This is a genomic window from Streptomyces bungoensis, assembly GCF_001514215.1.
GTDB classification, from domain to species: Bacteria; Actinomycetota; Actinomycetes; order Streptomycetales; family Streptomycetaceae; genus Streptomyces; species Streptomyces bungoensis.
Genome location: NZ_KQ948867.1, coordinates 98,380 through 123,663, shown reverse-complemented (window position 1 = coordinate 123,663; position 25,284 = coordinate 98,380). Strand labels below are relative to the sequence as shown.

The 25,284-nt window shown below is 73.1% G+C and carries 21 protein-coding genes and 2 pseudogenes; 8 read left to right on the top strand and 15 right to left on the bottom strand.

The features are described from left to right. Positions 1 to 31: 31 nt before the first annotated feature. Complete coding sequence (locus tag AQJ66_RS27795; protein ID WP_061927535.1) at positions 32 to 1,834, bottom strand: bifunctional metallophosphatase/5'-nucleotidase; 1,803 nt, start codon at positions 1,832 to 1,834, stop codon at positions 32 to 34. A 208-nt stretch (positions 1,835 to 2,042) separates the two neighbouring features. Then, positions 2,043 to 3,326: an adenylosuccinate synthase gene (locus tag AQJ66_RS27790; RefSeq protein ID WP_061927533.1), complete on the bottom strand. Its 1,284-nt coding sequence runs from the start codon at positions 3,324 to 3,326 to the stop codon at positions 2,043 to 2,045. A 197-nt stretch (positions 3,327 to 3,523) separates the two neighbouring features. Here AQJ66_RS27790 and AQJ66_RS27785 point away from each other — a divergent pair, with 197 nt between their 5' ends. Next, positions 3,524 to 4,363, top strand: a complete 840-nt coding sequence (locus AQJ66_RS27785; protein ID WP_061927531.1) for a diacylglycerol kinase family protein — start codon at positions 3,524 to 3,526, stop codon at positions 4,361 to 4,363. 18 nt (positions 4,364 to 4,381) lie between these two features. Here AQJ66_RS27785 and AQJ66_RS27780 read toward each other — a convergent pair whose 3' ends face one another. Further along, a complete protein-coding gene (locus AQJ66_RS27780; RefSeq protein WP_061927529.1) occupies positions 4,382 to 4,867 on the bottom strand; it encodes a GbsR/MarR family transcriptional regulator in 486 nt (161 codons plus the stop codon). Positions 4,868 to 4,940: 73 nt separating this feature from the next. Between AQJ66_RS27780 and AQJ66_RS27775 the strand changes: the two genes are divergently transcribed. Both AQJ66_RS27775 and AQJ66_RS27770 read left to right on the top strand, forming a co-directional pair. Next, entirely contained in the window at positions 4,941 to 5,852 is a 912-nt protein-coding gene (locus AQJ66_RS27775) for an ABC transporter ATP-binding protein (protein ID WP_061927527.1), read from the top strand. Further along, positions 5,849 to 7,417, top strand: coding sequence for an ABC transporter permease (locus tag AQJ66_RS27770; RefSeq protein WP_061927525.1), 1,569 nt, complete (start codon positions 5,849 to 5,851; stop codon positions 7,415 to 7,417). Before AQJ66_RS27775 ends, AQJ66_RS27770 begins: the two co-directional genes overlap by 4 nt. 3 nt (positions 7,418 to 7,420) lie before the next feature. Here AQJ66_RS27770 and AQJ66_RS27765 read toward each other — a convergent pair whose 3' ends face one another. From AQJ66_RS27765 to AQJ66_RS27745, 5 genes and pseudogenes are all read right to left on the bottom strand, one after another. After that, positions 7,421 to 8,641: a cytochrome P450 gene (locus AQJ66_RS27765; RefSeq protein WP_061927523.1), complete on the bottom strand. Its 1,221-nt coding sequence runs from the start codon at positions 8,639 to 8,641 to the stop codon at positions 7,421 to 7,423. A 19-nt stretch (positions 8,642 to 8,660) separates the two neighbouring features. Then, positions 8,661 to 9,326, bottom strand: coding sequence for a response regulator (locus AQJ66_RS27760; protein WP_061927521.1), 666 nt, complete (start codon positions 9,324 to 9,326; stop codon positions 8,661 to 8,663). Further along, on the bottom strand, positions 9,323 to 10,693 hold the full coding sequence (locus AQJ66_RS27755; RefSeq protein WP_208611473.1) for a sensor histidine kinase: 1,371 nt from the start codon (positions 10,691 to 10,693) through the stop codon (positions 9,323 to 9,325). The genes AQJ66_RS27760 and AQJ66_RS27755 overlap by 4 nt, the downstream gene beginning before the upstream one ends. A 140-nt stretch (positions 10,694 to 10,833) precedes the next feature. Next, positions 10,834 to 11,556 (bottom strand): annotated as a pseudogene (locus AQJ66_RS27750) (RNA-guided endonuclease InsQ/TnpB family protein); the annotation flags it as partial. Between the two features lie 139 nt (positions 11,557 to 11,695). Then, entirely contained in the window at positions 11,696 to 12,562 is an 867-nt protein-coding gene (locus AQJ66_RS27745; RefSeq protein ID WP_061927517.1) for an alpha/beta hydrolase, read from the bottom strand. Between the two features lie 338 nt (positions 12,563 to 12,900). On the opposite strand from AQJ66_RS27745, the gene AQJ66_RS27740 reads away from it, so the two are divergent. The 5 genes and pseudogenes from AQJ66_RS27740 to AQJ66_RS27720 all read left to right on the top strand — a co-directional run bounded on the left by AQJ66_RS27740 (position 12,901) and on the right by AQJ66_RS27720 (position 18,389). Then, entirely contained in the window at positions 12,901 to 13,902 is a 1,002-nt protein-coding gene (locus AQJ66_RS27740; RefSeq protein ID WP_061927515.1) for a substrate-binding domain-containing protein, read from the top strand. Between the two features lie 34 nt (positions 13,903 to 13,936). Next, positions 13,937 to 16,303 (top strand): annotated as a pseudogene (locus AQJ66_RS27735) (sensor histidine kinase); the annotation flags it as partial. 725 nt (positions 16,304 to 17,028) lie between these two features. Beyond that, positions 17,029 to 17,457, top strand: coding sequence for a roadblock/LC7 domain-containing protein (locus tag AQJ66_RS27730; RefSeq protein WP_061927513.1), 429 nt, complete (start codon positions 17,029 to 17,031; stop codon positions 17,455 to 17,457). A gap of 1 nt (position 17,458) precedes the next feature. Next, positions 17,459 to 17,815: a DUF742 domain-containing protein gene (locus AQJ66_RS27725; protein ID WP_061927511.1), complete on the top strand. Its 357-nt coding sequence runs from the start codon at positions 17,459 to 17,461 to the stop codon at positions 17,813 to 17,815. Further along, positions 17,802 to 18,389 (top strand): GTP-binding protein, encoded by a 588-nt coding sequence (locus tag AQJ66_RS27720; protein ID WP_061927509.1) that lies wholly within the window; start codon positions 17,802 to 17,804, stop codon positions 18,387 to 18,389. Before AQJ66_RS27725 ends, AQJ66_RS27720 begins: the two co-directional genes overlap by 14 nt. A 49-nt stretch (positions 18,390 to 18,438) precedes the next feature. On the opposite strand, the gene kynU is transcribed toward AQJ66_RS27720, so the two are convergent. The 7 genes from kynU to AQJ66_RS27685 all read right to left on the bottom strand — a co-directional run bounded on the left by kynU (position 18,439) and on the right by AQJ66_RS27685 (position 25,097). Beyond that, positions 18,439 to 19,623, bottom strand: coding sequence for a kynureninase (kynU, locus tag AQJ66_RS27715; protein ID WP_061927507.1), 1,185 nt, complete (start codon positions 19,621 to 19,623; stop codon positions 18,439 to 18,441). After that, positions 19,616 to 20,446 (bottom strand): tryptophan 2,3-dioxygenase family protein, encoded by an 831-nt coding sequence (locus tag AQJ66_RS27710; protein WP_061927505.1) that lies wholly within the window; start codon positions 20,444 to 20,446, stop codon positions 19,616 to 19,618. Before AQJ66_RS27710 ends, kynU begins: the two co-directional genes overlap by 8 nt. Positions 20,447 to 20,598: 152 nt before the next feature. Then, positions 20,599 to 21,012, bottom strand: coding sequence for a DUF3151 domain-containing protein (locus tag AQJ66_RS27705; protein ID WP_061927503.1), 414 nt, complete (start codon positions 21,010 to 21,012; stop codon positions 20,599 to 20,601). Between the two features lie 52 nt (positions 21,013 to 21,064). Further along, entirely contained in the window at positions 21,065 to 22,519 is a 1,455-nt protein-coding gene (locus AQJ66_RS27700) for an MFS transporter (RefSeq protein ID WP_061927501.1), read from the bottom strand. Positions 22,520 to 22,580: 61 nt separating this feature from the next. Next, the gene (gene fbaA / locus AQJ66_RS27695) at positions 22,581 to 23,603 is read right to left on the bottom strand and encodes a class II fructose-bisphosphate aldolase (protein WP_061927499.1); all 1,023 of its coding nucleotides are present in this window, start codon (positions 23,601 to 23,603) and stop codon (positions 22,581 to 22,583) included. 146 nt (positions 23,604 to 23,749) lie between these two features. Next, the gene (gene pyrE, locus AQJ66_RS27690; protein WP_061927497.1) at positions 23,750 to 24,298 is read right to left on the bottom strand and encodes an orotate phosphoribosyltransferase; all 549 of its coding nucleotides are present in this window, start codon (positions 24,296 to 24,298) and stop codon (positions 23,750 to 23,752) included. Between the two features lie 10 nt (positions 24,299 to 24,308). Beyond that, on the bottom strand, positions 24,309 to 25,097 hold the full coding sequence (locus AQJ66_RS27685; protein WP_061927495.1) for an aldose epimerase family protein: 789 nt from the start codon (positions 25,095 to 25,097) through the stop codon (positions 24,309 to 24,311). Positions 25,098 to 25,284: the final 187 nt, after the last annotated feature.

Sequence of the window (25,284 nt, the reverse complement as noted above, 5' to 3'; positions counted from 1 at the left end):
CCTGATCAGGCGGGGCCTGATCAGGGCAGGCTCAGAACACCGGCGTCCCGTCCTGGGTCAGCTTCCAGTTGGTGACCGCGAAGTCGGCCGGGTCGAGGGTCTTCTTCGCCGTCACGTAGTCGATCATCAGCTGGCGGATCTCGTTGGTGGAGCTGTACGCGATGTCGGCCGAGGCGATGTGCGGGTAGCCGGAGCCGCCGTTCGCGCGGTAGTTGTTGACGGCCACGACGAAGACCTGGTCGTCGGCGACCGGCGCGCCGCCGTACGTCAGGTTCCTGATGCGCGAGCCCTCGGGCTGCGCGATGTCGATCTCGTAGTCGACGCCCGCCGCGGTGTCGTACATGTAGTCCCAGAAGTTGTTGGCGTTGGTGAGGGTCGCGGTGTCGACCTTCGTGCCTGCCGGCACCTGGTGGTAGTACTTCGCCGCGTACTCCAGGTAGTCCTTCAGCTGGGCACCCGTCAGCTTCTTGCCGTAGAGGGTGTTGTCGTAGATGTAGAGCCCGGCGATGTCCTTGATGGTGACGCTGCCCTGGGGGATGTCGGCGGTGCGGCTGAAGGGCGCGGCGACCGAGATCAGCGGCAGGGCGGCGTCCGCGGTGGACAGCCCCGCCTTCACCGTGTCCGCCTGCACCTTGTGGATGAAGTCCATGATGGGCACGTCCCGCCAGCAGGAGTCGGCCGCCGAGAGGTCCGCGGTGCAGGTGCCGACGGCCGTGTTGACGTACTTCACGACCAGCTCGTGGTCGGCCTCCAGGAGCTTCCTGATCTCCGGGTCCTCGTCCACCGTGTTCGGGTTGAGGGTCTGCGCCTTCTTGCCCGTCACCTTCCACTGGCCGTGGTGGAGTTCGAGCTCGAAGTCGAAGACGCTGAGGCGGTAGCCCCAGCAGTACGGCTCCGACAGCAGGACGTCCTCGCCGGTCTCCGCGTTCTTCACCGTGTACGACGGCACCTCGACGTGGGTGTGGCCGACGAGGATCGCGTCGATGCCGGGCACCTGCTCGGCGACGAGGTTGGAGGCGTTCTCCACGTAGGGCAGTTCGTCGCCGTAGGAGGAGGAGCCGTCCAGGCCGGAGTGGTCGGTCAGGAACACCACGTCGCAGCCCAGCGCACGGAGTCTGGGCACGTACTTCTTCGCCTGCTCGACGAGGCCGGGGAACACCATCCTCCCGCTGACGTTGTCCTTGTCCCACAGCGCGATGCCGGGGTTGGTGAGGCCGAGGATGCCGACCTTGATGTCGGGCGCGTGCGGCACGCGGATCGTCTTCACGGTGTACGGCGGGAACGCGGGCCGCAGCGTCTTCGCGTCGAGGGCGTTGGCGCCCAGCAGCGGGAAACGGCACTGGCTCTCGAACTTGCGCAGCACGTCGATGCCGTAGTTGAACTCGTGGTTGCCGAGGGCGGCGGCGTCGTAGCGCATGTGGTTCATGGCGGCGGCCATCGGGTGCTCGGTGCCGCCGGTGATGGGGTCGACGCGCGCGAAGTAGTAGGCCAGGGAGGTGCCCTGGATGATGTCACCGGCGTCGACGAGCAGGACCCGGTCCTCGCCCTTGGCCTCCCGCTGCTGCTTGATGAGCGTGGCGACCCGCGCCACCCCCACCGAGTTGCCCGCCTTGTCGGTGTAGGGCGCGTCCTTGTAGTAGTCCCAGTCGAAGACGTGGCTGTGCAGGTCGGTGGTGCCGAGGACGGAGAACGACCAGGTGCGCGGCTTGCATGCGGGCTCCTGCTCGGCCGCCTGGGCGGGGCCCGCCGCGACGGTGCCGGCGGCGGCGACGGCCGCCCCGGTGACGGCCGACTTCTTCACGAACTCCCGGCGGTTCATGGGGCTGTGGGTCATGCGGTGCTCCTGGGAGGCTGGCGTGGACGCGAGTGGATGACGTGCCGTGCGGGGGGCTACCCGCGTAGATGCTTCTCGGCGCCCCATCGGCCGGGAACCAGGAACAGGCCATGTCCAGGTCAATTGTTGGAATGATCGTGCGGCACACGACGAGCCGCCCGCCGCCACGCCCCGGGGGGCGCGGCGGCGGGCGGCAGGCGGTGCGGGTTTACAGGAACGAGTTGATCTCGATCGTCTCGTCCCGGCCCGGGCCCACGCCGATCGCGGAGATCGGGGCGCCGGACATCTCCTCCAGCGCCTTCACGTAGGCCTGCGCGTTCTTCGGGAGGTCGGAGAACGACTTGGCCTTGCTGATGTCCTCGGACCAGCCCGGCAGCATCTCGTAGACCGGCTTCGCGTGGTGGAAGTCACTCTGGGAGTACGGGAGTTCCTCGACGCGCTCGCCGTCGATCTCGTACGCCACGCAGACCGGGATCTGCTCCCAGCCGGTGAGGACGTCGAGCTTGGTGAGGAAGAAGTCGGTCAGGCCGTTCACGCGGGTCGCGTAGCGGGCGATGACCGCGTCGAACCAGCCGCAGCGGCGGTCACGGCCGGTGGTGACGCCCCGCTCGCCGCCGATGCGGCGCAGTGCGTCGCCGTCCTCGTCGAAGAGCTCCGTGGGGAAGGGGCCGGCGCCGACGCGGGTGGTGTACGCCTTGAGGATGCCGATCACGCGGCTGATCTTCGTCGGGCCCACGCCCGCGCCGGTGCAGGCACCGCCCGCGGTGGGGTTGCTGGAGGTGACGAAGGGGTAGGTGCCGTGGTCGATGTCCAGGAGGGTGCCCTGGCCGCCCTCGAACAGGACGACCTTGTTCTCCTCCAGCGCCTGGTTCAGGACCAGGACGGTGTCGGCGACGTACGGCCTGATCTGCTCGGCGTAGCCCAGCAGCTCCTCGACCACCTGGCCGGCGGCGATCGCGCGGCGGTTGTAGAGCTTGGTGAGGATCTGGTTCTTGGCGTCGAGGGCCGCCTCGACCTTCTGGGTGAGGATCGACTCGTCGTAGAGGTCCTGCACCCGGATGCCCACGCGGTTGATCTTGTCCGCGTAGGTCGGGCCGATGCCGCGGCCGGTGGTGCCGATCTTGCGCTTGCCGAGGAAACGCTCCGTCACCTTGTCGACGGTCACGTTGTACGGCGTGATGACGTGCGCGTTACCGCTGATCAGGAGCTTGGACGTGTCGACGCCACGCTCGTTCAGACCGCTCAGCTCGGAGAGCAGGACCGACGGGTCGACGACGACACCGTTACCGATGACCGGCGTACAGCCGGGCGAGAGGATTCCGGAAGGGAGGAGGTGGAGTGCGTACTTCTGGTCGCCGACGACGACCGTGTGACCGGCGTTGTTGCCGCCCTGGTACCGCACCACATAATCGACGGAGCCACCGAGAAGATCCGTCGCCTTTCCCTTGCCTTCGTCACCCCACTGAGCACCGAGCAGCACAAGTGCGGGCACGCGCGTACACCCCTTCCGGGCGGGGCATGTCCAAGGTCGGGGGCTTGGGCGTAAGGTTCACCGCCGCGCACCACCGCGACCGCCTTTGGTCGCACAACCGTCGGACCGGATGCCCCGGAATAGACGAAGCCCCTGGCGCAATAGCGCAAGGGGCTCTTGCACAAAGATGCTACCCGAGGAAGCGAGGCAGGACCGAGGTGGCGACTTTCGCGACGTCCGATCAGCTGCTGGTGATCATCGACCCGGCGGCCCGGCAGAGGGACGGGGAGTCCGTACGGATCGCGAAAGACGTGCTCAGCGCGGGTGCGGCCATGAAGGTGTGCCTGCCGGAGGGGCCCGAGGAATTCGCCCGGGCGCTTCGCAGGCGCGGGTCCCGGCGCCCGGTCGTGGTCGGCGACGACCGGGCGCTGGTCCGCGCCGTGACGCTGCTGCACCGCCACCGGGAACTGGCCGGATGCGCGCTGTCGCTGGTGCCGGTGGGCGCCGCGGTGGGCCTGGCGGGGTCCCTGGGCGTGCCCACGGGGGCCGTGGCGGCCGCGCGGGCCGTGCTGGAGGGGGCGGAGCGGCGCCTGGACCTGCTGGTGGACGACAGCGACGGGGTGGTGCTGGGCGCGCTCGGCATTCCGCCGGCGCCGGCGCGGGTGGCCGTCGCCGAGCCGGTGGCCGTCTCCTCGGGCCGCCCCTGGTACCGCTCCCTGGTGCGCACCCTGGCCCCGCGCCCGCCCCGTCTGGCGACCATCCCCTCCCCCGGGCCGGCCCGGGTCCGGGTGGAGGTGGACGGCGCGACGGTGGTGGACCTGGACCACCCGGTGGAGACGGTGTCGGTGACCCCGGGCCCGGGCGGCCTGGCCCGGGTGGAGGTCCACCCCGTGTCGGTGGGCGCGGAGGCGACGCCGCTGCACGCCTCCGGCCGCACGGTGACCGTGGTGGGCGCCGACTTCCGCTACCGGGCGGACTCGGCGGTCTCGGGCCCGGTGCGGCGCAGGACGTGGCGGGTGGCGGAGCAGGCCTGGGGACTGGTGCTGCCGTCCTCCTGAGCCGGGGCCGCGGCGCGCTCAGCCGTACTTCCGGTCCCGGTAGGCGCGCCAGCGCTCCATCATCCCGGCCACGTCCTTCTCGATGAACTCGAAGAAGTCCAGCGTCTCGGCCAGTCTGCGGCCCGCTGGGCTCTCGGGTCCCAGGCGGGCCACGCCCTCGCTCAGGGCGGCCTCCCAGCGCTTGATGATCGCCTCGCGGCTGGTGAGCGCCTCGTACCACTGGTCGCTGTGCACCCGGTACCGCTCCCGGCGCGAGCCGGGCTCGCGCTCGCGGGAGATCAGGTGGACCTGGGCGAGGTAGCGCACGGCGCCGGAGACGGCGGCGGGGCTGATCCTCAGCTGTCCGGCCAGCTCGGCCGAGGTGAGGGTGCCGGTGTCGGAGGCGAGCAGCGCGGCGAAGACCCGGGCCGGCATGCGCGGTACGCCCGCCTCGACCAGCTGGGCCGCGAAGTGCTCCACGAACGCCGAGACCGCCTCCGGGTCCCGCCCCACCGCTTCCGTCATGGGTCCACCGTACCCACCGTTAGGGACCTTCGGTAACTTCACAAATTTGTGAAAGACGCGTACGTTCGGAGCCATGACGAAGGCAATCACGGTCCGCGGGCTGCACAAGTCCTTCGGCCGGACGCACGCGCTGGACGGCCTCGACCTGACCGTCGAGGCCGGTGAGGTGCACGGCTTCCTGGGCCCCAACGGCGCCGGCAAGTCGACCGCCCTGCGCGTCCTGCTCGGCCTGCTGCGCGCCGACGCGGGCGCCGCGCAGGTGCTGGGCCGCGACCCCTGGCGGGACGCCGTGGAGGTGCACCGCCGGATCGCCTACGTCCCCGGCGACGTCACCCTGTGGCGCAACCTCTCCGGCGGCGAGGTCATCGACCTCTACGGCCGCCTGCGCGGGGGCCTGGACGCGCGGCGGCGCGCGGAGCTGACCGAGCGCTTCGAACTCGACCCCACCAAGAAGGGCCGCGCCTACTCCAAGGGGAACCGGCAGAAGGTCGCCCTGGTCGCCGCCTTCGCCTCCGACGTGGACCTGCTGATCCTGGACGAGCCGACCTCGGGCCTGGACCCGCTGATGGAGGACGTCTTCCGCTCCTGCGTCGAGGAGGAGCGCTCGCGCGGCCGCACGGTCCTGCTCTCCTCCCACCTCCTCAGCGAGGTGGAGCAGCTCTGCGACCGGGTCAGCATCATCCGCAGGGGGCGGACGGTGGAGAGCGGTTCGCTCGCCGACCTGCGCCATCTGACCCGCACCAGCGTGACCGCCGAACTCGCCGGCCCGCCCGACGGCCTGGCGGACCTGCCCGGCGTGCACGACCTGGACGTCCAGGGCCGCCGGGTCCGGCTCCAGGTCGACACCGACCGGCTGGACGGCGTCCTGCGCTCGCTGACCGCCTCCGGGGTCCGCTCGCTGACCTCGACCCCGCCGACGCTGGAGGAGCTGTTCCTGCGGCACTACCGGGACGAGGCCACCGACCTCAGCGAGGTTCCGGCATGACCGCCCTCGCCGGCACGGGTACGCTGCTGCGGTTCTCGCTGCGCCGCGACCGGGCCCTGCTCCCGGTCTGGATCGCCGTCAACGCGCTGATGGTCCTGTCCATGCCGAAGTCGCTCGCCGGCCTCTACGGCACCGCCCCCGAACGCGCCGCGCTGATGCGGCAGATGAACGCCGACGGCTCCCTGCGCGCCCTCGTCGGCCCCGTCTTCGACGACTCCCTCGGCGCGCTGACCGCCTGGCGCGTCGGCGTCTACGCGGGCGTCCTCGCGGCCGTGATGAGCCTGCTCGTCGTCGTGCGCCATACCCGGGACGAGGAGGAGTCCGGCCGTCAGGAACTGCTGTCCGCCGGCGCGCTCGGCCGCCGGGCCCCGCTGACCGCCGCCCTGCTCACGGCGGCCACCGCGAACGCCGTGCTCGCCCTGCTGATCACCGCCGGGCTGGCCGCGCTCGGCGCCCGCGGCGCGGTGGTGTTCGGGCTCGGCGTGGCGGGCGTCGGGCTGGTCTTCGCGACGGCCGCGGCGGTCGCGGCCCAGCTGACCGGGAGCGCCCGGCTCGCCCGGGGGCTGACGGCGGCGCTGCTCGGCGCGGCCTTCGCGCTGCGCGCGGCGGGCGACGCCTCCTCGGCCGGCGGGTCGTCCGTCCTGACGTGGCTGTCCCCGCTGGGCTGGCTGGAGAACGCGCGGGCCTTCGCGGGCGACCGCTGGTGGGTGCTGCTGCTCCTCGCGGCGGCGACCGCCGTCCAGGCCGCCGCCGCCTACGTCCTCGCCGGCCGCCGCGACCTCGGCATGAGCTTCCTGCCCACCCGGCCGGGGCCCGCCACCGGGCGCCTCGGCTCCGCCGCCGCCCTCGCCTGGCGGCTCCAGCGGGGCGCCGTCCTCGGCTGGTCGCTGGCCTTCCTCCTCACCGGGGTGGTCTACGGCGGGATGGCCGACGGGGTGGCCGGCCTGGTCGGCGACAACCCGGGCGCGCGGCAGGTCTTCGAGCGGATGGGCGGGCAGGCCGGGATCACGGACGCGTTCCTCGCCTCGATGACCGGCCTGATGGGACTGCTCGCCGGGCTGTTCGCCGTCTCGGCGGTGCTGCGCCTGCACGCCGAGGAGACCTCGGGGCGGGCGGAGCCCCTGCTCGCGGGGCCGGTGAGCCGGCTGCGCTGGACGGCCGGCCACCTGACGATCGCCTTCGCCGGCACGGCGTGGCTGATGCTGCTGGCGGGGCTGGGCTTCGCGGCAGGCCACGGCCGGCAGGCCGGCTCGATCCTGGGCGGCTGCCTGGTGCAGGTCCCGGCGGTGTGGGTGATCGGCGGGGCCGCGGTCCTCCTCCACGGCGTGCTGCCCCGGCTGGCCCCGGCGGCCTGGGCCGTAGCGGGCGCGGCCCTCCTGCTCGGCTGGATCGGCCCGGCCCTCGACCTCCCCCGGTCCGTCCTCGGCACCTCCCCCTTCGCCCACCTGCCCAAGCTGCCGGGCGGAACGATGCAGTGGCCGCCGGTGCTGGTCCTGACGGGAGTGGCGGCGGCGCTGGTGGCGGCGGGGCTCGCGGGGATGCGGCGCAGGGATCTGGTGGGGTGAGGGTCAGCGCACCTCCACCCCCAGCCCCCGCAACCCCCGCATCACGAAGTTCGGCCTGCGCTCCGGCTCCGCCGTCAGGGTCAGCGTGGGGGCCCGGTCGAGGAGGGCTCTCGTCGAGGCCGCCAGTTCGATGCGGGCCAGGGGGGCGCCGATGCAGTAGTGGATGCCGGCGCTGAAGGAGATGTGCGGGTTGTCGCGGCGGGTCAGGTCCAGGCGGCCGGGGTCGGTGAACACCGCCGGGTCGTGGTTGGCGGAGCCGAACAGCAGGGCGATCTCCGCGCCGCGCGGGACCGTCGTGCCGTCGATCTCGACGTCGTCCAGCACCCACCGCTCGAACAGCTGCAGCGGGGTGTCGTAACGCAGCAGCTCCTCCACGGCCGAGGGGACGAGGGAGTGGTCGGCGCGCAGGGCCGCCAGCTGGTCGGGGTGGCGGAACAGCGCCCACCAGCCGTTCGCCGTGGCGTTCACCGTCGCCTCGTGGCCGGCGTTGAGCAGCAGGACCGCCGTCGAGATCATCTCCTGCTCGGTCAGCCGGTCACCCTCGTCGTGGGCGGCGATCAGAGCGGAGATCAGGTCCTCCCCGGGCTCCGCGCGGCGGGCCGCGATCAGCTCCCGCAGGTAGCCGGAGAACTCCACCGACGCCCGCACCGCCCTCGCCGCGGTCTCCCCGGACGGGTTCAGCTCGTACATCCCGCAGATGTCCGCCGACCAGGGGCGCAGCTGCGCCCGGTCCGCCTCGGGGATGCCGAGCATCTCGGCGATCACCGCCACCGGCAGCGGCTCGGCCACGTCCGCGAGCAGGTCGCCGCCGCCCGCCTCGACCAGGGCGGCCACCAGGCCGTCCGCCAGCTCGTGCACGTACGGCTTCAGCCGCTCCACCGTGCGCGGGGTGAACGCCTTGGACACCAGGCGCCGGATCCGGGTGTGGTCCGGCGGCTCCAGGTCGAGCATGCCGTGGTCGTTCAGGGTGTGGAACGGCTCGTGCTCCGCCGGGGGCGGGGTCCGGCCGAACTCCTCGTGCGAGAAGCGGTGCCGGTAGGTGCGGCCGAGCCGGCGGTCCCGCAGCAGGGCCGAGACGTCCGCGTGGTGCGGGACCAGCCACTGGTCCGTCGGCTCGTACCGGATCACCCGGCCGTGCGCCCGCAGCCCGGCGTAGGCCGGGTACGGGTCCGCGACGAACGCCGGGTCCCAGGGGTCGAAGGCGAGGTCCGCAGCAGCTGCCATGGACGGACGCTAGCCCGGCTCACCCCGGCGTGACCAGCCTCGCCTCGTACGCGAACACCGCCGCCTGGGTGCGGTCCCTGAGGCCCAGCTTCACCAGGATCCTGCTCACGTGGGTCTTGACCGTCGACTCCGCCACCACCAGCCGCCCGGCGATCTCCGCGTTCGACAGGCCCTGCGCGATCAGCACCAGCACCTCCGTCTCCCGCTCGGTCAGCTCCCCGTACGCGGCCAGCGCCCCCGGCATCATCGGCCGGGCCTCCCCCAGCCGGGAGAACTCGGTGATCAGCCGTCTCGTCACCGACGGCGCGAGCAGCGCCTCCCCGGCCGCCACCACCCGCACCCCGTCCGCCAGCTGCCGCGCGGAGGCGTCCTTCAGCAGGAACCCGGAAGCCCCGGCCCGCAGCGCCTGATAGACGTACTCGTCCAGGTCGAACGTGGTCAGCACCAGCACCTTGGCGGCCGCGTCGGCGGCGACGATCTCCCGGGTCGCCTCGATGCCGTTCAGCTCCGGCATGCGGATGTCCATCAGGACCACGTCCGGGGCGAGTTCGCGGACCTGCCGGACCGCCTCCCGGCCGTTCACGGCCTCGCCGGCGACCTCGATACCCGGCATCGCGTTCAGCAGGACGGAGAAGCCCTCGCGGACCATCATCTGGTCGTCCGCGACGAGTACGCGGATCGTCATGCCCGGTCCTCGATGCCGTCGGCGTCGCCGGTGTCCCCGGCCGCGGGGGCGGCCGCCGGCACCGGCAGGAACACCGTCACCTCGTAGCCCCCGTCCGCCGTCGGGCCCGCCGTCATCTCACCGTTCAGCATGGAGACACGCTCCCGCATGCCGGTGACGCCGTGCCCGGCGCCCGGTGACGGCTCCACCGAACCGGGGGCGGGCGGCGGGCCGTTGACCACGCGCAGGCCCAGGCCGCCGAGGACGTACCCGATCTCCACCCGGGCGCTCGCCCCCGGCGCGTGCCGCAGCGTGTTGCTGAGCGCCTCCTGCACGATCCGGTACGCCGACAGCTCCACGCCCGGCGGCAGTTCCCGCACCGCGCCGGTCACCGCCTTCGCCACGTCCAGGCCGGTCTCCCGCACGTTGGCGAGCAGCGCGTCGAGGTCGGCGAGGGTGGGCTGCGGGGCGTCCGGCGCCTCCTGGTCCTCCGCGCGGACGACGCCCAGCACCCGGCGCAGTTCGGTCAGGGCCGCGACCGCGTTCTCCCGGATGGTGGCGAACGCCTTCTCCAGCTCCGGCGGCGGGTTCTGCACCCGGTAGGGGGCCGCCTCGGCCTGGATGGCGACCACCGACATGTGGTGGGCGACCACGTCGTGCAGCTCGCGGGCGATGGTGGTGCGCTCCTCCAGCAGCGTGCGCCGCGACCGCTCCACCGCGGTCACCGTCTGCTGCGCGGTCACCTCCTGCCGGGCCTCCTGCCGGATGTGCCGGACGGTGACCGCCAGCAGGATCAGCGCCGACAGGATCAGCATGGGGGCCACGTCCGTGTCGTAGCGGTCCCAGCCCAGGAGGGTGTCGGTCACGAAGCCGTAGAGCGCGGTGAGCACCCACATCCAGGCGGCGGTTCGCGGGCGGGTACGTATCGCCACGACCGTGAGCACCACCAGGTGCGAGACGAAGCTGCCCGGCCCCCACGGCCAGTCCATGCCGGTCGCCCCGCCGACGACGGAGGCGACCGTGGTAGCGCCGAGCGACGCCCAGAACGCGCCCACCGGACGCGCCAGGGTCAGCAGCACCGGGCCCAGCGCCAGCAGCCCGCACAGCAGCGACGGCAGTCCGGAGCCGCTCGTGCTCGCCAGCGCGACCAGCATCGCCAGCGCACCGAGGGCGACGACGGCGGCGTGCGGTGTCCAGCCCGCGTACCGCGTCGTACGGCCCGAGCGGCCGCCGGACCGCGCCCGGGGCAGCGGGCGGTAGGCGAAGGCGTCGTCGAACAGGTCCTGCCGCAGGCCGCGCAGGGCGTCCGCGGTGAGCCGCCACTCGGGGCTGCGCGGCCGCTCGGCTCCGCCCGCCGGGGTCGTCTGCGTGTGCGTCGTCTCGGTCACGGGCCACACGGTAGGCCGCGGCGCGGGGCGCGGTCGTCACCTGGGAGAAGGGTCCTCGGCCGTCCTCCTCAAGTACTACGGGACGGCGGGGAGTCAGTATCCGGACGGCCGCACCAGGCCCGACTCGTAGGCGAACACCGCCGCCTGGGTGCGGTCCGCACGCTGGCTCCGTCACCCCTGGCCTTGCGGGACAGTTCCCGCTGGGCCTTGGCGAGACGGACGCGGTCACGGCGCTCGTGTCTGGGATTGGCGACCCTTTCTCCTGTGGAGAGGGTCAGGAGGTGGTTCAGACCGACATCGACCCCGACTGCCGTGTCTGTGACGGGGAGGGGCTTGACGGCCGGGTCCTCCCACAGCAGGGACACGAACCATCGTCCCGCCGAGTCCTGCGACACGGTCACGGTGGACGGCCTGGCGCCTTCGGGTAGGGGCCGGGACCAGATGACGTCCAAGGGGTCAGCCATCTTCGCCAGGGTCAGCGCGCCGTCCCGGAAGCGAAAACCGCTGGTGGTGTACTCGGCGGACTTCCGCGACCTCTTCCGCGACTTGAAGCGCGGACACTTCGCCCGCTTGGCGAAGAAATGGGTGAACGCCGACCGCAGGTGCCGCAGAGTCTGCTGCAGCGGCACGGAGGAGACGTCACTGAGAAACGCCAGTTCCTCGGTCTTCTTCCACATGGTCAGCATGGCCGAGGTGGCGTTGTAGTTGACCCGTTCCTGCCTCGCCCATGCCTCGGTGCGGGCGGCGAGGGCGAGGTTGTAGACCTTCCGCACGCATCCGAACGTGCGCGACAGCTCGGCTGCCTGCGCATCGGTCGGATGGAAGCGGTACTTGAAGGCCCGCTTCACACGGCTCGCGGTCACGCTCACAAACTAGTGCGGCCACCTGTAAACGCCAACCCGCGGGTCAGGGCACTACGATCCGACGCTCTGCTCCGCGTGAGTCCGTTTTCCCACTCCCCTCAAGGCAGAGGCATCCGCGGGGGCAATCGGCGACCGCCATTCACCAGGCCAGTTGGGCGATCTCCTCCGTCACCACCGCGCAGGCGTCCGCCGCCGGGTCGATCAGCGGGAAGTGGCCCACGTCCGCCAGCAGCGTCAGGCCCACCATCTCGCCCGCCTTCGCCGCCGCGTCCGCGTACGACTCCGCCACCGCCTGCGGCACCACCAGGTCGGTGCGGCCCTGGACCAGCGTGGTGGCGATGCCCGTCGGAAGCAGGAGCGCCGGGTCGGCGTACGGCCGTCGTGCCGCGAACTCGTCCTTGTCGCCGAGGAGTTGGCGGGCCGCGTTGCCGCAGACGTTCAGTTTCCCCGCCACCTCGAAGTCGGCGATGGGGGCCAGGGCGACCACACCGCGCAGGGGGGCGGGACCGGCCGTGCGCCAGGGGGCGTCGGCGGGCAGGACGTGGCGGGCCGCGGCCCACAGGGCGAGGTGGCCGCCGGCCGAATGCCCGGTGAGGACCGTGCGGCGGGAGTCGGCCTGCGGCAGGGCCTCGCGGACCAGGGCGGGAAGGGCGTCCAGGGCGGCGGCCACGTCGTCGAGGGTGTCGGGCCAGCGGCCGGCCGCCTCGGTGCCCGGGGCGCCGCCCCGCCGGTACTCGACGTTGGCCACGGCGAAGCCCGCGCGGGCGAGGTGGTCCGCGAAGGGGGTGATGTGGCGGCGGTCGTAGCGGGCGCGCCAGGCGCCGCCGTGCAGGACGACGACCAGGGGGGCGAGGGGTGACTCCGCGGTGGTGCGGGGGGCGTAGAAGTCGATCACCTGGTCGGGGTGTCCGCCGTAGGCCGCGGTGGCGTCCGGGTCCACCGGGGGGTGCGAGAAGGCCGATTCCTCTTCGGCGGCGGCGCGGGCTGCTGCGGCGTCGTCCGGCATGCTCCAACCTTCCAGGGGCGGGACGGGGGTGGCGGACCAGGGATTCTTCCGTCGGCCGTTGGCGGGGACGGTATCAGGGTGGTGACGTGTGCGGTTCACCGTCGGTCACCTTCCCGGCGCCCGCGAAGTCGCAGTCCACGGACCGGCGTTCGACCGGTCGGACGGATCATCACGATGCGGCAGCGGCATCTCACCTGACGTGGCCACTCCCTTGACTACGGGGGGTGACACGCGATTGGCTCCGAGCCAGTGAAAGCCACCCGGCCGTCGCGTCCGCCACGCGCGCCGGCCGCTCTCCCCGTACCACCGGCCCGGCCGCACAGCGAGGTCCGCTCCTCATGAACACTCCCCCGCCCGACAGCACACCAAGACGCGCGCGGGGCACGGCCCTGGCCGCCGCCGTCTGCCTGCTCCTGGCCGCATGCTCCGGTGCCACCGGCACCGACGGCACGGAGGCCTCCGACGGGGCGGGCGCCGCCCGGATGAAGGTCACCCTGGTCACGCACGGCGCCGGCGGCGACGCCTTCTGGGAACTGGTGCGCAAGGGGGCCCGGGCGGCCGCGGCCAAGGACGGCGTCGAGCTGACCTACGCCAGCGATCCCGACCCGGCGGGCCAGGCGGAACTGGTCCGGGACGCCATCCGGAACAAGGCCGACGGCATCGCCCTCACGCTGGCCAAGCCCAGCGCGATGAAGGACCCGATCGCCCGCGCCAAGGCCGCGGACATCCCGGTGGTCGGCCTCAACTCCGGTATCGACGCCTGGCGTTCGGAGGGCGTGCTGGAGTACTTCGGGCAGGACGAGAGCGTCGCCGGCCGCGCCGTCGGCCAGAAGCTGGACGATCTGAAGGCCCACCACGCCCTGTGCGTCATCCACGAGCGGGGCAACGTCGCCCTGGAGGCGCGCTGCGCGGGCGTGAAGAAGGCGTTCGGCGGCCGGACCGACCTGCTCTACGTCGACGGCACCGACATGACCGCCGTACGGGACGCGATCACGGCCCGGCTGCGGCAGGACCCGGGCATCGACGAGGTGGTGATGCTGGGCGCCCAGTACGCGCTGACCGCGGTCACCTCCGTGCGGCAGGCGGACAGCAGGGCCCGGATCGCCACGTTCGACCTGAACGAGGACCTCGTGACCGCCGTCCGGAAGGGCGACGTGCAGTTCGCGGTGGACCAGCAGCCCTACCTCCAGGGCTATCTGGCCGTGGACGCGCTCTGGCTCTACCGGACCAACGGCAACCTCAGCGGCGGCGGGACGGCTCCGGTGCTCACCGGCCCCGCGTTCGTCACCAAGGCGAACGTCTCCTCGGTGGCGCGGTTCGCCGCCCACGGCACCCGCTGACCGCCCCCGCCCACGATGACCGCCTAGGACGACGATGCCTCCACGGACAGGTGCCCGGCGCCGCCTCGGCTCCATACGTCTCTCCCTGATCCTGCTGGCGCTGGTCCCCAGCGTGACCCTCGCCGCGGTGTGGGGCGTGACGACGACGCAGATGTTCTCCGAGGGCCTGCGGCTGAGGTCGCAGACGGCCCTCAGCCGGTCGACCGGCGCCATGGGCACCGAGGCGACGCTCGCGCTGCAGCGGGAGCGCAGCCTGTCGGCCGCGTGGCTGGCCACCCGGGCGCAGGGCGCCCGGACCGCCCTGGACGCGGCGCGCGGGCAGACGGACGCCGCGGTCGCGAAGCTGGTCGGCCGGTCGGCGGCGATCCGCCGGGCGCCCGCCCGCATCAGGGACCGGATGTACTCGGTCGTCGCCTCGGTGGGCAGCCTGGAGTACTACCGCGACCAGGTCGACGATCCCACCGACATCACCGCCGGGCAGGCCCTCGACCAGTACACCTCGATCATCGACGACCAGATCCAGGCCTTCCAGGAGCTGTCCCAGGTCGACGACGGCGACCTCACCTCGCAGGCCGGCCCGCTGGTCGCGCTGGAGCACGCCGCCGAGCTGGTCTCCCAGGAGAACGCGCTGCTCACCCTGGCCTGGCCGGCCGGGCACCTCGACGACGCGCGGCGGGAGGAGTTCGCCCAACTGGTCCACGCGCGCCGCTGGCTCGTCGAGGACCAGATCGTCCCCTCGCTGCGCGGCACCGCCAAGACGCAGACCGAGCGCATCCTCCAGGGCGGCGACTGGGCCACCCTGGAGCGCGTCGAGAGCCGGGTGCTCGCGGCCCGCGCGGCCGGGAACGGGGCGCGCGGGGTCGCGCTGCCGGACGCGCGGCAGCAGTGGACGGCCGCGCTGGAGCGCGTCTCGCAGCAGTACTCGGCCCTGATCCGGCAGCAGACGGCGGACCTGCTCGCCCGCAGCGCCGACGAGGCGAGCGGGCTGCTGATCACGGCCGCCTCGCTCAGCGCCGGCGGGCTGCTCGCCCTGCTGGTGTGCGTCGTCATGTCCTGGCGGATCACCCGCTCCCTGTCCCGGCGGCTGCGCGGCCTGCGCGAGGCCACGCTGAGCCTCGCCGAGGAACGGCTGCCCGACGTGGTGGCCCGGCTGGACCGCGGCGAGAAGGTCGACGTGGACCTCGCGGCCCCGCCGCTGGACTACGGCGGCGACGAACTCGGCCAGGTGGCGCAGGCGTTCAACACCGCCCAGCGCACGGCGGTGCACACCGCGGTGGAACTCGCCGACACCCGGCGCGGCTTCCAGAAGGTCATCCTGGGCATCGCCCGGCAGAGCCAGAACCTGGTCAACCTGCAGCTCAGCAAGCTCGACGCGCTGGAGCGCGCGCACCAGGACCCGGACGTCCTGGCCGGTCTGTACGAACTGGACTCCACCGCCAGCCAGTTGCGCCGCTACGAGGAGAACCTCGTCATCATCAGCGGCGAGCAGCCCCGGCGCAGCTGGAGCGAACCGGTCGCGCTGATCGACATCCTGCGCAGTGCGGTCGGCGAGGTCGCCGAGTACCAGCGGGTGGAGGTGCACACCGACGAGGAGCTGTGGATCGCCCCGCCGGCGGTGGCGGACGTGATCCACCTGCTGGCCGAGCTCATCGACAACGCGACCGCCTACTCCCCCGCGCCCAGCCCGGTCGGGGTGCGGGCCGCGCTGGTGGCCAAGGGGCTGGCGATCGAGATCGAGGACCGCGGCCTCGGGTTGTCCGAGGAGGACTACGCCGCGTTCAACGCCCACCTGGCGGTGCACCCGCAGTTCGACGTGGTGGCGCTCGGCGACGACCTGCGGCTCGGCATGTTCGTGGTCGCCCGGCTCGCCAACCGGCACGGCATCGCCGTCACGCTGCGCCCCTCGCCGTACGGCGGGACCACGGCCATCGTCCTGATCCCGCACGACATCGTGGTCCGCGAGGCGCCCGGCCCCGCCGACGAACCGGCCGCGGAACCGGCGCGGGCGGCCACCGCCGCTGCGACACCCGCCCGGACGCCCCGGCCCGCCGCGGCGCCCGCCCGCGAGGCGGAGACCTCCGGCGCGAAGGCCTCCGGCGCAGGCACGGCCGGGCACGGGCTCGCGCCGCTGCCGCGCCGGGTGCCGCAGACGAGCCTCGCGGCCGAGCTGCGCGAGGAACCGGCCCCGGCCGGCGAGACCGGGCCGCCCGGCGAGGAGGACTTCACGGCGGAACGGGCAGCGGCCTCCCTGTCCGGCTTCCAGCGCGGAACACTCCGGGCCCGCGACGACGAGGCCCCGCCGCCGTACGCCGGCGACGAGAAGGCCACCGCACCGGAGACCGCACCGGGAACCCCGCCGGCAGACGCACCGGACGACACGCCGCAAGCCGCACCGGCAGCAGACGCACCGTACGAGGCGCCGTCAGCCGCACCGGCGAACGCTCCAGCAGACGCACCGCACGAGGCGCCGTCAGCCGCACCGGACGCGGCACCGCAAGCCGCACCGGACGACACGCCGCAAGCTGCACCGGCAGCAGACGCACCGGCAGTCACGCCGGGGGACGCTCCGTACGAGGCGCCGTCAGCCGCACCGGCGAACGCTCCAGCAGACGCACCGCACGAGGCGCCGTCAGCCGCACCGGACGCGGCACCGCAAGCCGCACCGGACGCGGCACCGCAAGCCGCACCGGACGACACGCCGCAAGCTGCACCGGCAGCAGACGCAGCGGCAGTCGCGCCGGGGGACGCTCCAGCAGACGCACCGCACGAGGCGCCGTCAGCCGCACCGGACGCGGCACCGCAAGCCGCACCGGACGACACGCCGCAAGCTGCACCGGCAGCAGACGCACCGGCAGTCGCGCCGGGGGACGCTCCGTACGAGGCGCCGTCAGCCGCACCGGCGAACGCTGCGGCAGACGCACCGCACGAGGCGCCGTCAGCCGCACCGGACGCGGCACCGCAAGCCGCACCCGCAGCAGACGCACCGCAAGCCGCACCGGGCGACGCACCGCAAGACGCCCCCGCGGACGCACCGCAAGACGCCCCGCACCCCCCGCGGTCCCCGGCCGCCGCATGCCCGCCCGTCACCGTGACCCCGCCCGCCGACCGCTCATGAAGGACCGTGACATGACACGCCCCGCCCCCGCCACGCACACCCAGCTCGACCAGCTCCTGACCGGACTCGTGGACCGGGTCGCCGAGGTGAACCACGCCGTCGTGCTCTCCGAGGACGGGCTGGTGGTGAGCAAGTCCACCGGGTTCCCGCGCGACGACGCCGAGCGCCTGGCGGCGACCGCGTCCGGTCTGATGAGCCTCAGCCGGGGCGTGAGCATGGACTTCCGCGGCGGGCCGGTGCGCCAGGCGCTCATCGAGATGGCGCACAGCTACCTGATCCTCACCGCCGCCGGCCCCGGCGCCCACCTCGTCGTCCTCACCAGCCAGGGCGCGGACGTCGGTGTGGTGGCGTACCAGATGAACATGCTGGTGAAGAAGATCGGCGAGCACCTCAGCGCGGCCCCTCGGACCGGCGCCGCCCCGGCCGGCCCCGGCGAGTGAGGTGAGCGGCGATGACGCCGGGGGCCGTCTGGTGCGGCCGTTCACCCTGACCGGCGGACGGACCCGGCCCAGCCGCGCCGACTTCACCCTGATCACCACGGTGACCGCGGTCGATCCGCCACCGGAGCACGGCCCGCGGCCGCAGCCGGAGCAGACCCGCATCCTGCGGCTGTGCGCGCGGCCCGTCGTCGTGGCGGAACTCGCCGCCCATCTCGACCTGCCGGTCAGCGTGGTCGTCATCCTGCTGTGCGACCTGCTGGAGGCCGGCCGGATCACCGTCCGGCAGCCGCGTCCCGTCTCCGGCAGCCCCGACCCGAACCTGCTGCAGAAAGTGAGGGACGGCCTTGGCCGGCTCTGACACCGCCGCCCCCGCGGTTCCGGCGCCCGACGCGGTGAAGATCCTCATCGCCGGGGGATTCGGCGTGGGCAAGACCACCATGGTCGGCTCGGTCAGCGAGATCGCCCCGCTGCGCACGGAGGAGCCGCTCACCGCCGCCGGCCTGGACGTCGACGACCTCGACGGCATCGAGGACAAGAAGGCCACCACCGTGGCCCTGGACTTCGGCCGGATCACGATCGGCGACGACCTGGTGCTGTACCTGTTCGGCACGCCCGGGCAGCAGCGGTTCTGGTTCATGTGGAACGACCTGGCGCTCGGCGCGCTGGGAGCCGTGGTCCTCGTCGACGTACGCAGGCCGCGCACGAGCTTCGCCGCGATCGACTTCTTCGAGCGGCGGGGCATCCCGTTCGTCGTCGGGGTCAACGGCTTCCACGGGGAGCACCCGTATCCGCCGGAGGAGATCCGGGAGGCCCTGAGCCTGCCGGCGGACGTGCCGGTGCTGCTGTGCGACGCGCGCGAGCGGGCGTCGTGCCGGGACGTGCTGATCGCGCTCGTGGACCGGCGGATCGCGGCCGCCGGCCGGGTCCCGTGACCGCCGGGCGGACCCGGGCGCGTTCCAGGGGACGCCGGCCGGCCCGGCGTCAGCCCAGCACCTCCCCCAGGATCCGGGCCGCCCGCTCCACCTCGGCGAAGCCGACGTACAGCGGCGTGAAGCCGAAGCGGAGGACGTCGGGGTGCCGGAAGTCGCCGATGACGCCCCGGTCGATCAGCCGCTTCATGACGTCGCCGGCGTCCGCGCAGCGCAGGGCCACCTGGCTGCCCCGTTCCTCATGGGCCGCCGGGGTGACGGACTCGACCCGGCCGGGCTCGGTGCAGGCCGTGACGCACTCCAGGAAGAAGTCCGTCAGCGCCAGCGACTTGCGGCGGACCGCCTCGACCGAGACGCCGTCCCACACCTCCAGGGCGGCTTCCAGGGCCAGCATGGAGAGGATGTCCGGGGTGCCCACCCGGCCGCGCGGGGCACCGGGCGCCGGGGCGTAGGACGGGTCCATGCCGAACGGATCGGCGTGCGAGTTCCAGCCGGGCAGCGGTGAGTCGAAGCGGTCCTGGAGGTCACTGCGGACGTAGAGGTACGCCGGTGCGCCCGGGCCGCCGTTCAGGTACTTGTAGGTGCAGCCCACCGCCAGGTCGACGCCGTGCTCGTCCAGGCCCACCGGCAGCGCGCCCGCGCTGTGGCACAGGTCCCAGACGGCGAGGGCGCCCGCCGCGTGGACCGCGGCGGTCAGGGCGGGCAGGTCGTGCAGGCGGCCGGTGCGGTAGTCGACGTGGTTGAGGAGGACCGCCGCCGTCCGGGCACCCAGCGCGGCGGGCACCTCGGCCGGGGTCACCGCGCGCAGGGTGCGGCCGGTCAGGCGGGCCGCCGACGCGGCGATGTAGCCGTCCGTGGGGAAGGTGGTGGCGTCGACCAGGATCTCGTCGCGGCCCTCGTCCGCCATGCGGACCGCGGCCACGAGGGCCTTGAAGACGTTGACGCTGGTGGAGTCCCCGACCACGATCTGGCCCGGTGCCGCGCCGACGAGCGGGGCGATCCGGTCGCCGATCCGCTCCGGCGCCGTCCACCAGCCGCTCTCCTCCCAGGAGCGGATGCGCAGTTCGCCCCACTGCCGGCGGACGACGTCCTCGACCCGCCCCGGCACGTGCGCGGGCAGGGCGCCCAGGGAGTTGCCGTCCAGGTAGACGGCGCCGTCGAGGACGAAACGGGACTTCAGCGGGGCCAACTCGTCGGCCCCGTCCAGCTTTTCGGCGCGTACGGCGAGCTCAGACATGGGACCTCGCCGTCCACAGCTCGGGGAACACGTTCTTGCGGGCGCGCTTCTCCAGCCAGGCCACGCCGGCGGAGCCGCCCGTGCCGGCCTTGGCGCCCATCGCGCGGCGGGTGGCGACCAGGTGGTCGTTGCGCCAGCGCCAGACCAGTTCGGCCACGTCGGTCAACGCCTCGCCCAGGCGCGCCAGTTCGGCGTGCTCGTCACCGGAGTACACGGCCGTCCAGGCGGCCTCGACGGCGTCCGCGTGCTCGTGGCGCTGGGTGACGTCCCGGTGCAGGACCTCGTCCGGGATGGCGTGGCCGCGGCGCGCGAGGAGCCGGACGACCTCGTCGTACAGGCTCGGCTGGTGCAGGGCCTTCTCCAGTTCCGCGTGGACGCGCGGGGCGCCGCGGTGCGGGACGAGCATGGACGCGGACTTCTCGCCGAGCAGGAACTCCAGGCGGCGGTACATCGCCGACTGGAAGCCGGAGCCCTCGCCGAGGGCGCTGCGGTACGAGTTGAACTGGGCGGGGGTGAGCTGGCCGAGCGGCTTCCAGGAGGCGTTGAGCGCCTCCAGTTCCCGTACCGAGCGCTTCAGCGCGGCGACGGCGGTCGGGACGTCGTCCCGGCGCAGGGCCTCGGCGGCGGTCTCCCACTCGTGCACGATGACGGTGAACCACAGCTCCATGACCTGGGTGGTGACCAGGAAGACCATCTCTCCGGGGTCGTCGGAGAGGGGGTGCTGGAGGTGGGTGAGCACGTCCGCCCGGACGTAGTCCTCGTACGGTGTCGTGCCGGCGAAGTCGAGATGCGGGGTCTCGGGCTCGAGAGCCTCATGGGACATCGCTGTCTCCTGTTGTCACTCCGGGTAGCGGTCCGCCCCTGCCGATGCCGACACGGGGGCCCCGGTCCCCACCCCGCATCCTCCGCAATCACTCTTGTGTCGGCAAGGCCCGTCTGCTGCCAGACGGGCCACACGCGTCTCTTCCGCGAGGGTCAGCCGAGGGTCTGGGCCGCCGTCGGGGAGGAGTCCTTCAGGAACTGGCTGCAGCGCTCGTACTCCTGCTGCTCGCCGATCGCCTGCGCGGCGCGGGCGAGGGCGTGCAGGGCGCGCAGGAAGCCGCGGTTGGGCTCGTGCTCCCAGGGGACCGGGCCGTGGCCCTTCCAGCCGCCGCGGCGCAGCGCGTCCAGGCCGCGGTGGTAGCCCGTCCGGGCGTAGGCGTACGACTCCACGACCGAGCCCCGTTCGAACGCCTCGTCTGCCAGCTGGGCCCAGGCGAGAGAGGAGGTGGGGTACTTGGCGGCGACGTCCGCCGGCGCGGTGCCGTTCGCGAGCAGTTCGCGGGGCTCCGGGTCGTCGGGCAGGTGGGTCGGGGGCGGGCCGCCGAGGAGGTTCTCGTGCATCGTCATGGCTACAGTCTCGCGCACCCGCCTGCCCGGAGCCACGTGCGGCGACGGGACCCTACGTCCGGCGCTCGGGTTCCAGCGGTGGTGCCGTGACGTTGCCGTGGGTCCGGCACTCCAGGCGGCGGCATCCCCGGGCCGTGGGGCGGACCAGGAGGAAGGCCAGGGCCGAGCCGAGCACCAGCACCGCCGAGCAGATCGGCATCGCCCGGTCGAACGCCGCGTCGAAGGCGGCCGGCGAGCGGTACGCGTCCGGTGTCATCCCCGACAGCAGCGGCAGCGCGGCCACCGCCACCAGCCCCGCCGCCCTCGCCGCCGCGTTGTTGATGCCGCTGGCCAGGCCCGCCCGGGCGGTGTCGACGGAGGCGAGGACGGTGGCGGTCAGCGGGGCGACCAGCGTGACCATGCCGGCGCCCATCACCAGCAGCGCGGGCAGGACGTCCGTGAGGTAGTCGGCGTCCGGGCCCACCCGCAGCATCAGCAGCATCGCCACCGCGCAGATCAGGGGCCCGGCGGTGAGCGGCAGGCGCGGGCCCGTGCGGTCGGCCAGCGCGCCGGAGCGGGCGGAGAACAGCAGCATCAGCGCGGTCGTGGGCAGCAGGGCCGTGCCGGCGGCGAGGGGTGAGTAGCCCGCGACGACCTGGAGCTGGAGCGCGGTGAGGAAGAAGAAGCCGCCGAAGGCCGCGTACACGCACAGGGTGACCAGGTTGACGGCCGTGAACTGGCGCGAGGCGAAGATGTCCGGCGGCAGCATCGGGTCCGCGCGGTGCCGCTCGACCTGCACGAAGGCCACCGCCGCCGCCAGGCCCGCGATCCCGCTCACGACCACCGCCCAGGTGCCGCCGCGGGCCTCGATGAGCGCGTACGTCAGCAGGGCCAGGGCCAGGGCGCCCAGAGTCGCGCCGAGGACGTCGAAGCGGCCGTGGGAGCCGCCGTCGGCGGACTCCGGCACGTGGCGCAGCGCGACCGGCACGCACACCGCGGCCAGCGGCACGTTGAGCAGGAACACCCAGCGCCAGCCGGGGCCGTCCACCAGCCAGCCGCCCAGGAACGGGCCGACGGCCGCGCCGATGCCGCCGAAGCCGGACCACAGGCCGACGGCCCGGCTGCGGTCGTCGGGGTGGAAGGAGGCCTGGATGAGCGCCAGGGAGCCCGGGGTGAGGAGCGCGCCGCCGACGCCCTGCAGCGCGCGGGCAGCGATGAGGATGCCGGACGTCGGGGCCAGCCCGCACAGCAGCGAGGCGGCCGCGAACCACACGACGCCGAGGACGAAGATCCTGCGGCGGCCGTAGCGGTCGCCCAGCGAACCGCCCAGCAGGATCAGCCCGGCGAGCGTGACCATGTAGGCGTTGACCGTCCACTGCAGCGCGGACAGGTTCGCGTCCAGGTCGCGGCCGATGCGCGGGAGCGCCACGTTGACGACGGTGGAGTCCAGCATGGCCATGCTGGAGCCGAGGACGGTGGTCAGCAGGATCCACTTGCCGCGGGGTGATGCCAGCCGGACGTCGGGCATGCCCTCAGGTATACAGCGGGCCCGGCGCTGCGGACAGCGCCGGGCCCGCGGAAGGCACCGCTTACTTGATCTTGTTGCCAGCCGAGCGCAGGTTCTGCGTGGCCTCCACGACGCGCGCGGCCATGGAAGCCTCGGCCAGCTTGCCCCAGGTGCGCGGGTCGTAGGTCTTCTTGTCGCCGACCTCGCCGTCGACCTTCAGGACGCCGTCGTAGTTCTTGAACATGTGGTCGGCGACCGGACGGGTGAAGGCGTACTGCGTGTCCGTGTCGATGTTCATCTTCACGACGCCGTTCTCCAGCGCGGTCAGGATCTCCTGCTCGGTGGAGCCGGAGCCGCCGTGGAAGACGAAGTCGAACGGCGACTGCTTGCCGAACCGGGCGGACACGCCGTCGGCCAGCTCCTTCAGCAGCTCGGGGCGGAGCACGACGTTGCCCGGCTTGTACACGCCGTGCACGTTGCCGAAGGAGGCGGCCAGCAGGTAGCGGCCCTTCTCGCCCAGGCCGAGCGCCTCGGCGGTGCGGATCGCGTCCTCGACCGTGGTGTACAGGGAGTCGTTGATCTCGTGCGAAACGCCGTCCTCCTCGCCGCCGGTCGGGGTGATCTCGACCTCGAGGATGATCTGGGCGGCGCGGGCCTGCTCCAGCAGCTCCTGCGCGATCTCCAGGTTGTCGGACAGGGTCTCGGCGGAGCCGTCCCACATGTGGGACTGGAACAGCGGGCCGAGACCGGCGTCGACGCGCTTCTTGGAGAGCGCGATCAGCGGGCGTACGTACCCGTCGAGCTTGTCCTTCGGGCAGTGGTCGGTGTGCAGCGCGACGTTGACCGGGTACTTCTCGGCGAGGATGTGCGCGTACTCGGCGAGCGCGACCGCGCCGGTCACCATGTCCTTGCTGTACTGGCCGCCGAGGAACTCGGCGCCGCCGGTCGAGATCTGGACGATGCCGTCGCTCTCCGCCTCCGCGAAGCCGCGCAGCGCCGCGTTCAGGGTCTGGCTCGAGGTGACGTTGATGGCCGGGTAGGCGAACTTGCCTGCCTTCGCCCGGTCGAGCATCTCGTTGTAGACCTCGGGGGTTGCGATGGGCATCTGTCCGCTCCTCGTGTTGCTGTTGCGGGTTGGGTTCGTGCGTTACGGCCCTGACCTAGACCTGGTGGGTGACGTCATCGTCGCCCCCATCCTTCCAGACACGGGGTGCTGGTCGGTGCCCCCCAAGTCCAGGCCAAACCGGCGTGTCAGTCCAGACCCAGTTCATCCTTCGAGAAGGCGAACCGGTACGGGACGCCCGCGCCGGCCTCGATCTTCTCCGCGGCACCCGTGGCCCGGTCCACGATGGTCGCGACGGCGACGACCTCGGCGCCCGCCTCGCGCACGGCCTCCACCGCGGTGAGCGGCGAACCGCCGGTGGTGGACGTGTCCTCGACGACCAGCACCCGCCGGCCGGCGATCTCCGGGCCCTCCACGCGCCGCTGCAGCCCGTGCGCCTTCGCCGCCTTGCGCACGACGAAGGCGTCCAGCTTCCGGCCGCGCGCGGCGGCGGCGTGCAGCATGGCGGCGGCGACCGGGTCGGCGCCCATGGTGAGCCCGCCCACCGCGTCGAACTCCAGGTCCGCGGTCAGGTCCAGCAGCACCTGGCCGACCAGCGGCGCGGCCTCGCCGTCCAGGGTGATGCGGCGCAGGTCGACGTAGTAGTCCGCCTCCAGACCCGACGAGAGGGTCACCTTGCCGTGCACCACGGCCTTGTCCTTGATCTGCTGCAGCAGCTGAGCACGCACGTCCGTCATGGCAGCCAGCTTAGAGGCGCCGCCAGCTCCAGACGGTCGTGGCCTCCAGCGGCTCCAGGGGCGTGACCAGGCGGGGCAGGGTGTTCAGCCCGTCGGGCGGGCCGGTCTGCGGCTCGACGCAGACGGCCTCGGCCTGCTCGTCGTAGACGACCACCCACTCCTCGCGGCTGGTCACCTTCAGCTCCAGCTGTCCGGGCCAGGTGAGGGTGACGTCGACGCCGCCGGGCATGCCGAAGCAGTCGTCCCAGGGGCCGGGCTTCGGCGCGACCCGGTTGCCGGTGGGCAGGTGGTCGGGGCCGCGCTCCTCCTGCCAGGCGGGCTCGAAGTCCAGGGTCACGTCCGCGCCGCCCAGGTTCCGGTGGAACCAGGGGTGCCAGCCGATCTGGGCCGGGAAGGAGTCGCCGTACGTCTCCACGGACATGGTCAGGGTCAGGCTGTCCTCGGCCAGGGCGACGATCTGGGTGACCCGGCCGGGATGCGGCCAGGGGTCGGTCAGGTCGTAGGTGAGGACCGCCTCGCCGGCGGAGGTGCGGGCGGTGCGCCAGGCGCCGTCGCGTGCGGTGCCGTGGATCGCGTGCGGCGGCGCGTTGAGGGGCATCTGGCGCACGGTGGCGCCGTCCAGGAAACGGCCGTCGCGGACCCTGCCGCACCAGGGGACCATGGGGAAGCAGCCGTAGCGGTGCCCTTGCCTCAGCAGTTCCAGGTCGCCGATCCTGAGGCCGCTGACACGGCCGCCGTTGGCGGGGCTGACGCGTGCTTCCGCTTCTCCTGCGGTCAGCGTGATGTCGTCGTTATCCACGGGATGACAGTACTGGGGGGCGCGTCCGGGACGTCCGCTGCGGGCGCGCGGTGGCCGGTCGCGCAGTTCCCCGCCCCCGGGCAGGTCACCGTGCCGTGGACTTCCAAGCTCAGCGGCGTCCGTGCGACGGGAAACCGGCCGGGACTTCCGCTGCGGGCCTCGTGTGGCCGGTCGCGCAGTTCCCCGC

Coding starts and splice junctions, on each gene's coding strand:
- AQJ66_RS27770 (WP_061927525.1), top strand. CDS start 5,849: ATGACCGCCCTCGCCGGCACGGGTACGCTGCTGCGGTTCTCGCTGCGC.
- AQJ66_RS27705 (WP_061927503.1), bottom strand. CDS start 21,012: ATGACGATGCACGAGAACCTCCTCGGCGGCCCGCCCCCGACCCACCTG.
- AQJ66_RS27710 (WP_061927505.1), bottom strand. CDS start 20,446: ATGTCCCATGAGGCTCTCGAGCCCGAGACCCCGCATCTCGACTTCGCC.
- AQJ66_RS27795 (WP_061927535.1), bottom strand. CDS start 1,834: ATGACCCACAGCCCCATGAACCGCCGGGAGTTCGTGAAGAAGTCGGCC.
- fbaA (WP_061927499.1), bottom strand. CDS start 23,603: ATGCCCATCGCAACCCCCGAGGTCTACAACGAGATGCTCGACCGGGCG.
- AQJ66_RS27775 (WP_061927527.1), top strand. CDS start 4,941: ATGACGAAGGCAATCACGGTCCGCGGGCTGCACAAGTCCTTCGGCCGG.
- AQJ66_RS27760 (WP_061927521.1), bottom strand. CDS start 9,326: ATGACGATCCGCGTACTCGTCGCGGACGACCAGATGATGGTCCGCGAG.
- AQJ66_RS27740 (WP_061927515.1), top strand. CDS start 12,901: ATGAACACTCCCCCGCCCGACAGCACACCAAGACGCGCGCGGGGCACG.
- AQJ66_RS27745 (WP_061927517.1), bottom strand. CDS start 12,562: ATGCCGGACGACGCCGCAGCAGCCCGCGCCGCCGCCGAAGAGGAATCG.
- AQJ66_RS27780 (WP_061927529.1), bottom strand. CDS start 4,867: ATGACGGAAGCGGTGGGGCGGGACCCGGAGGCGGTCTCGGCGTTCGTG.
- AQJ66_RS27765 (WP_061927523.1), bottom strand. CDS start 8,641: ATGGCAGCTGCTGCGGACCTCGCCTTCGACCCCTGGGACCCGGCGTTC.
- AQJ66_RS27730 (WP_061927513.1), top strand. CDS start 17,029: ATGACACGCCCCGCCCCCGCCACGCACACCCAGCTCGACCAGCTCCTG.
- AQJ66_RS27700 (WP_061927501.1), bottom strand. CDS start 22,519: ATGCCCGACGTCCGGCTGGCATCACCCCGCGGCAAGTGGATCCTGCTG.
- kynU (WP_061927507.1), bottom strand. CDS start 19,623: ATGTCTGAGCTCGCCGTACGCGCCGAAAAGCTGGACGGGGCCGACGAG.
- pyrE (WP_061927497.1), bottom strand. CDS start 24,298: ATGACGGACGTGCGTGCTCAGCTGCTGCAGCAGATCAAGGACAAGGCC.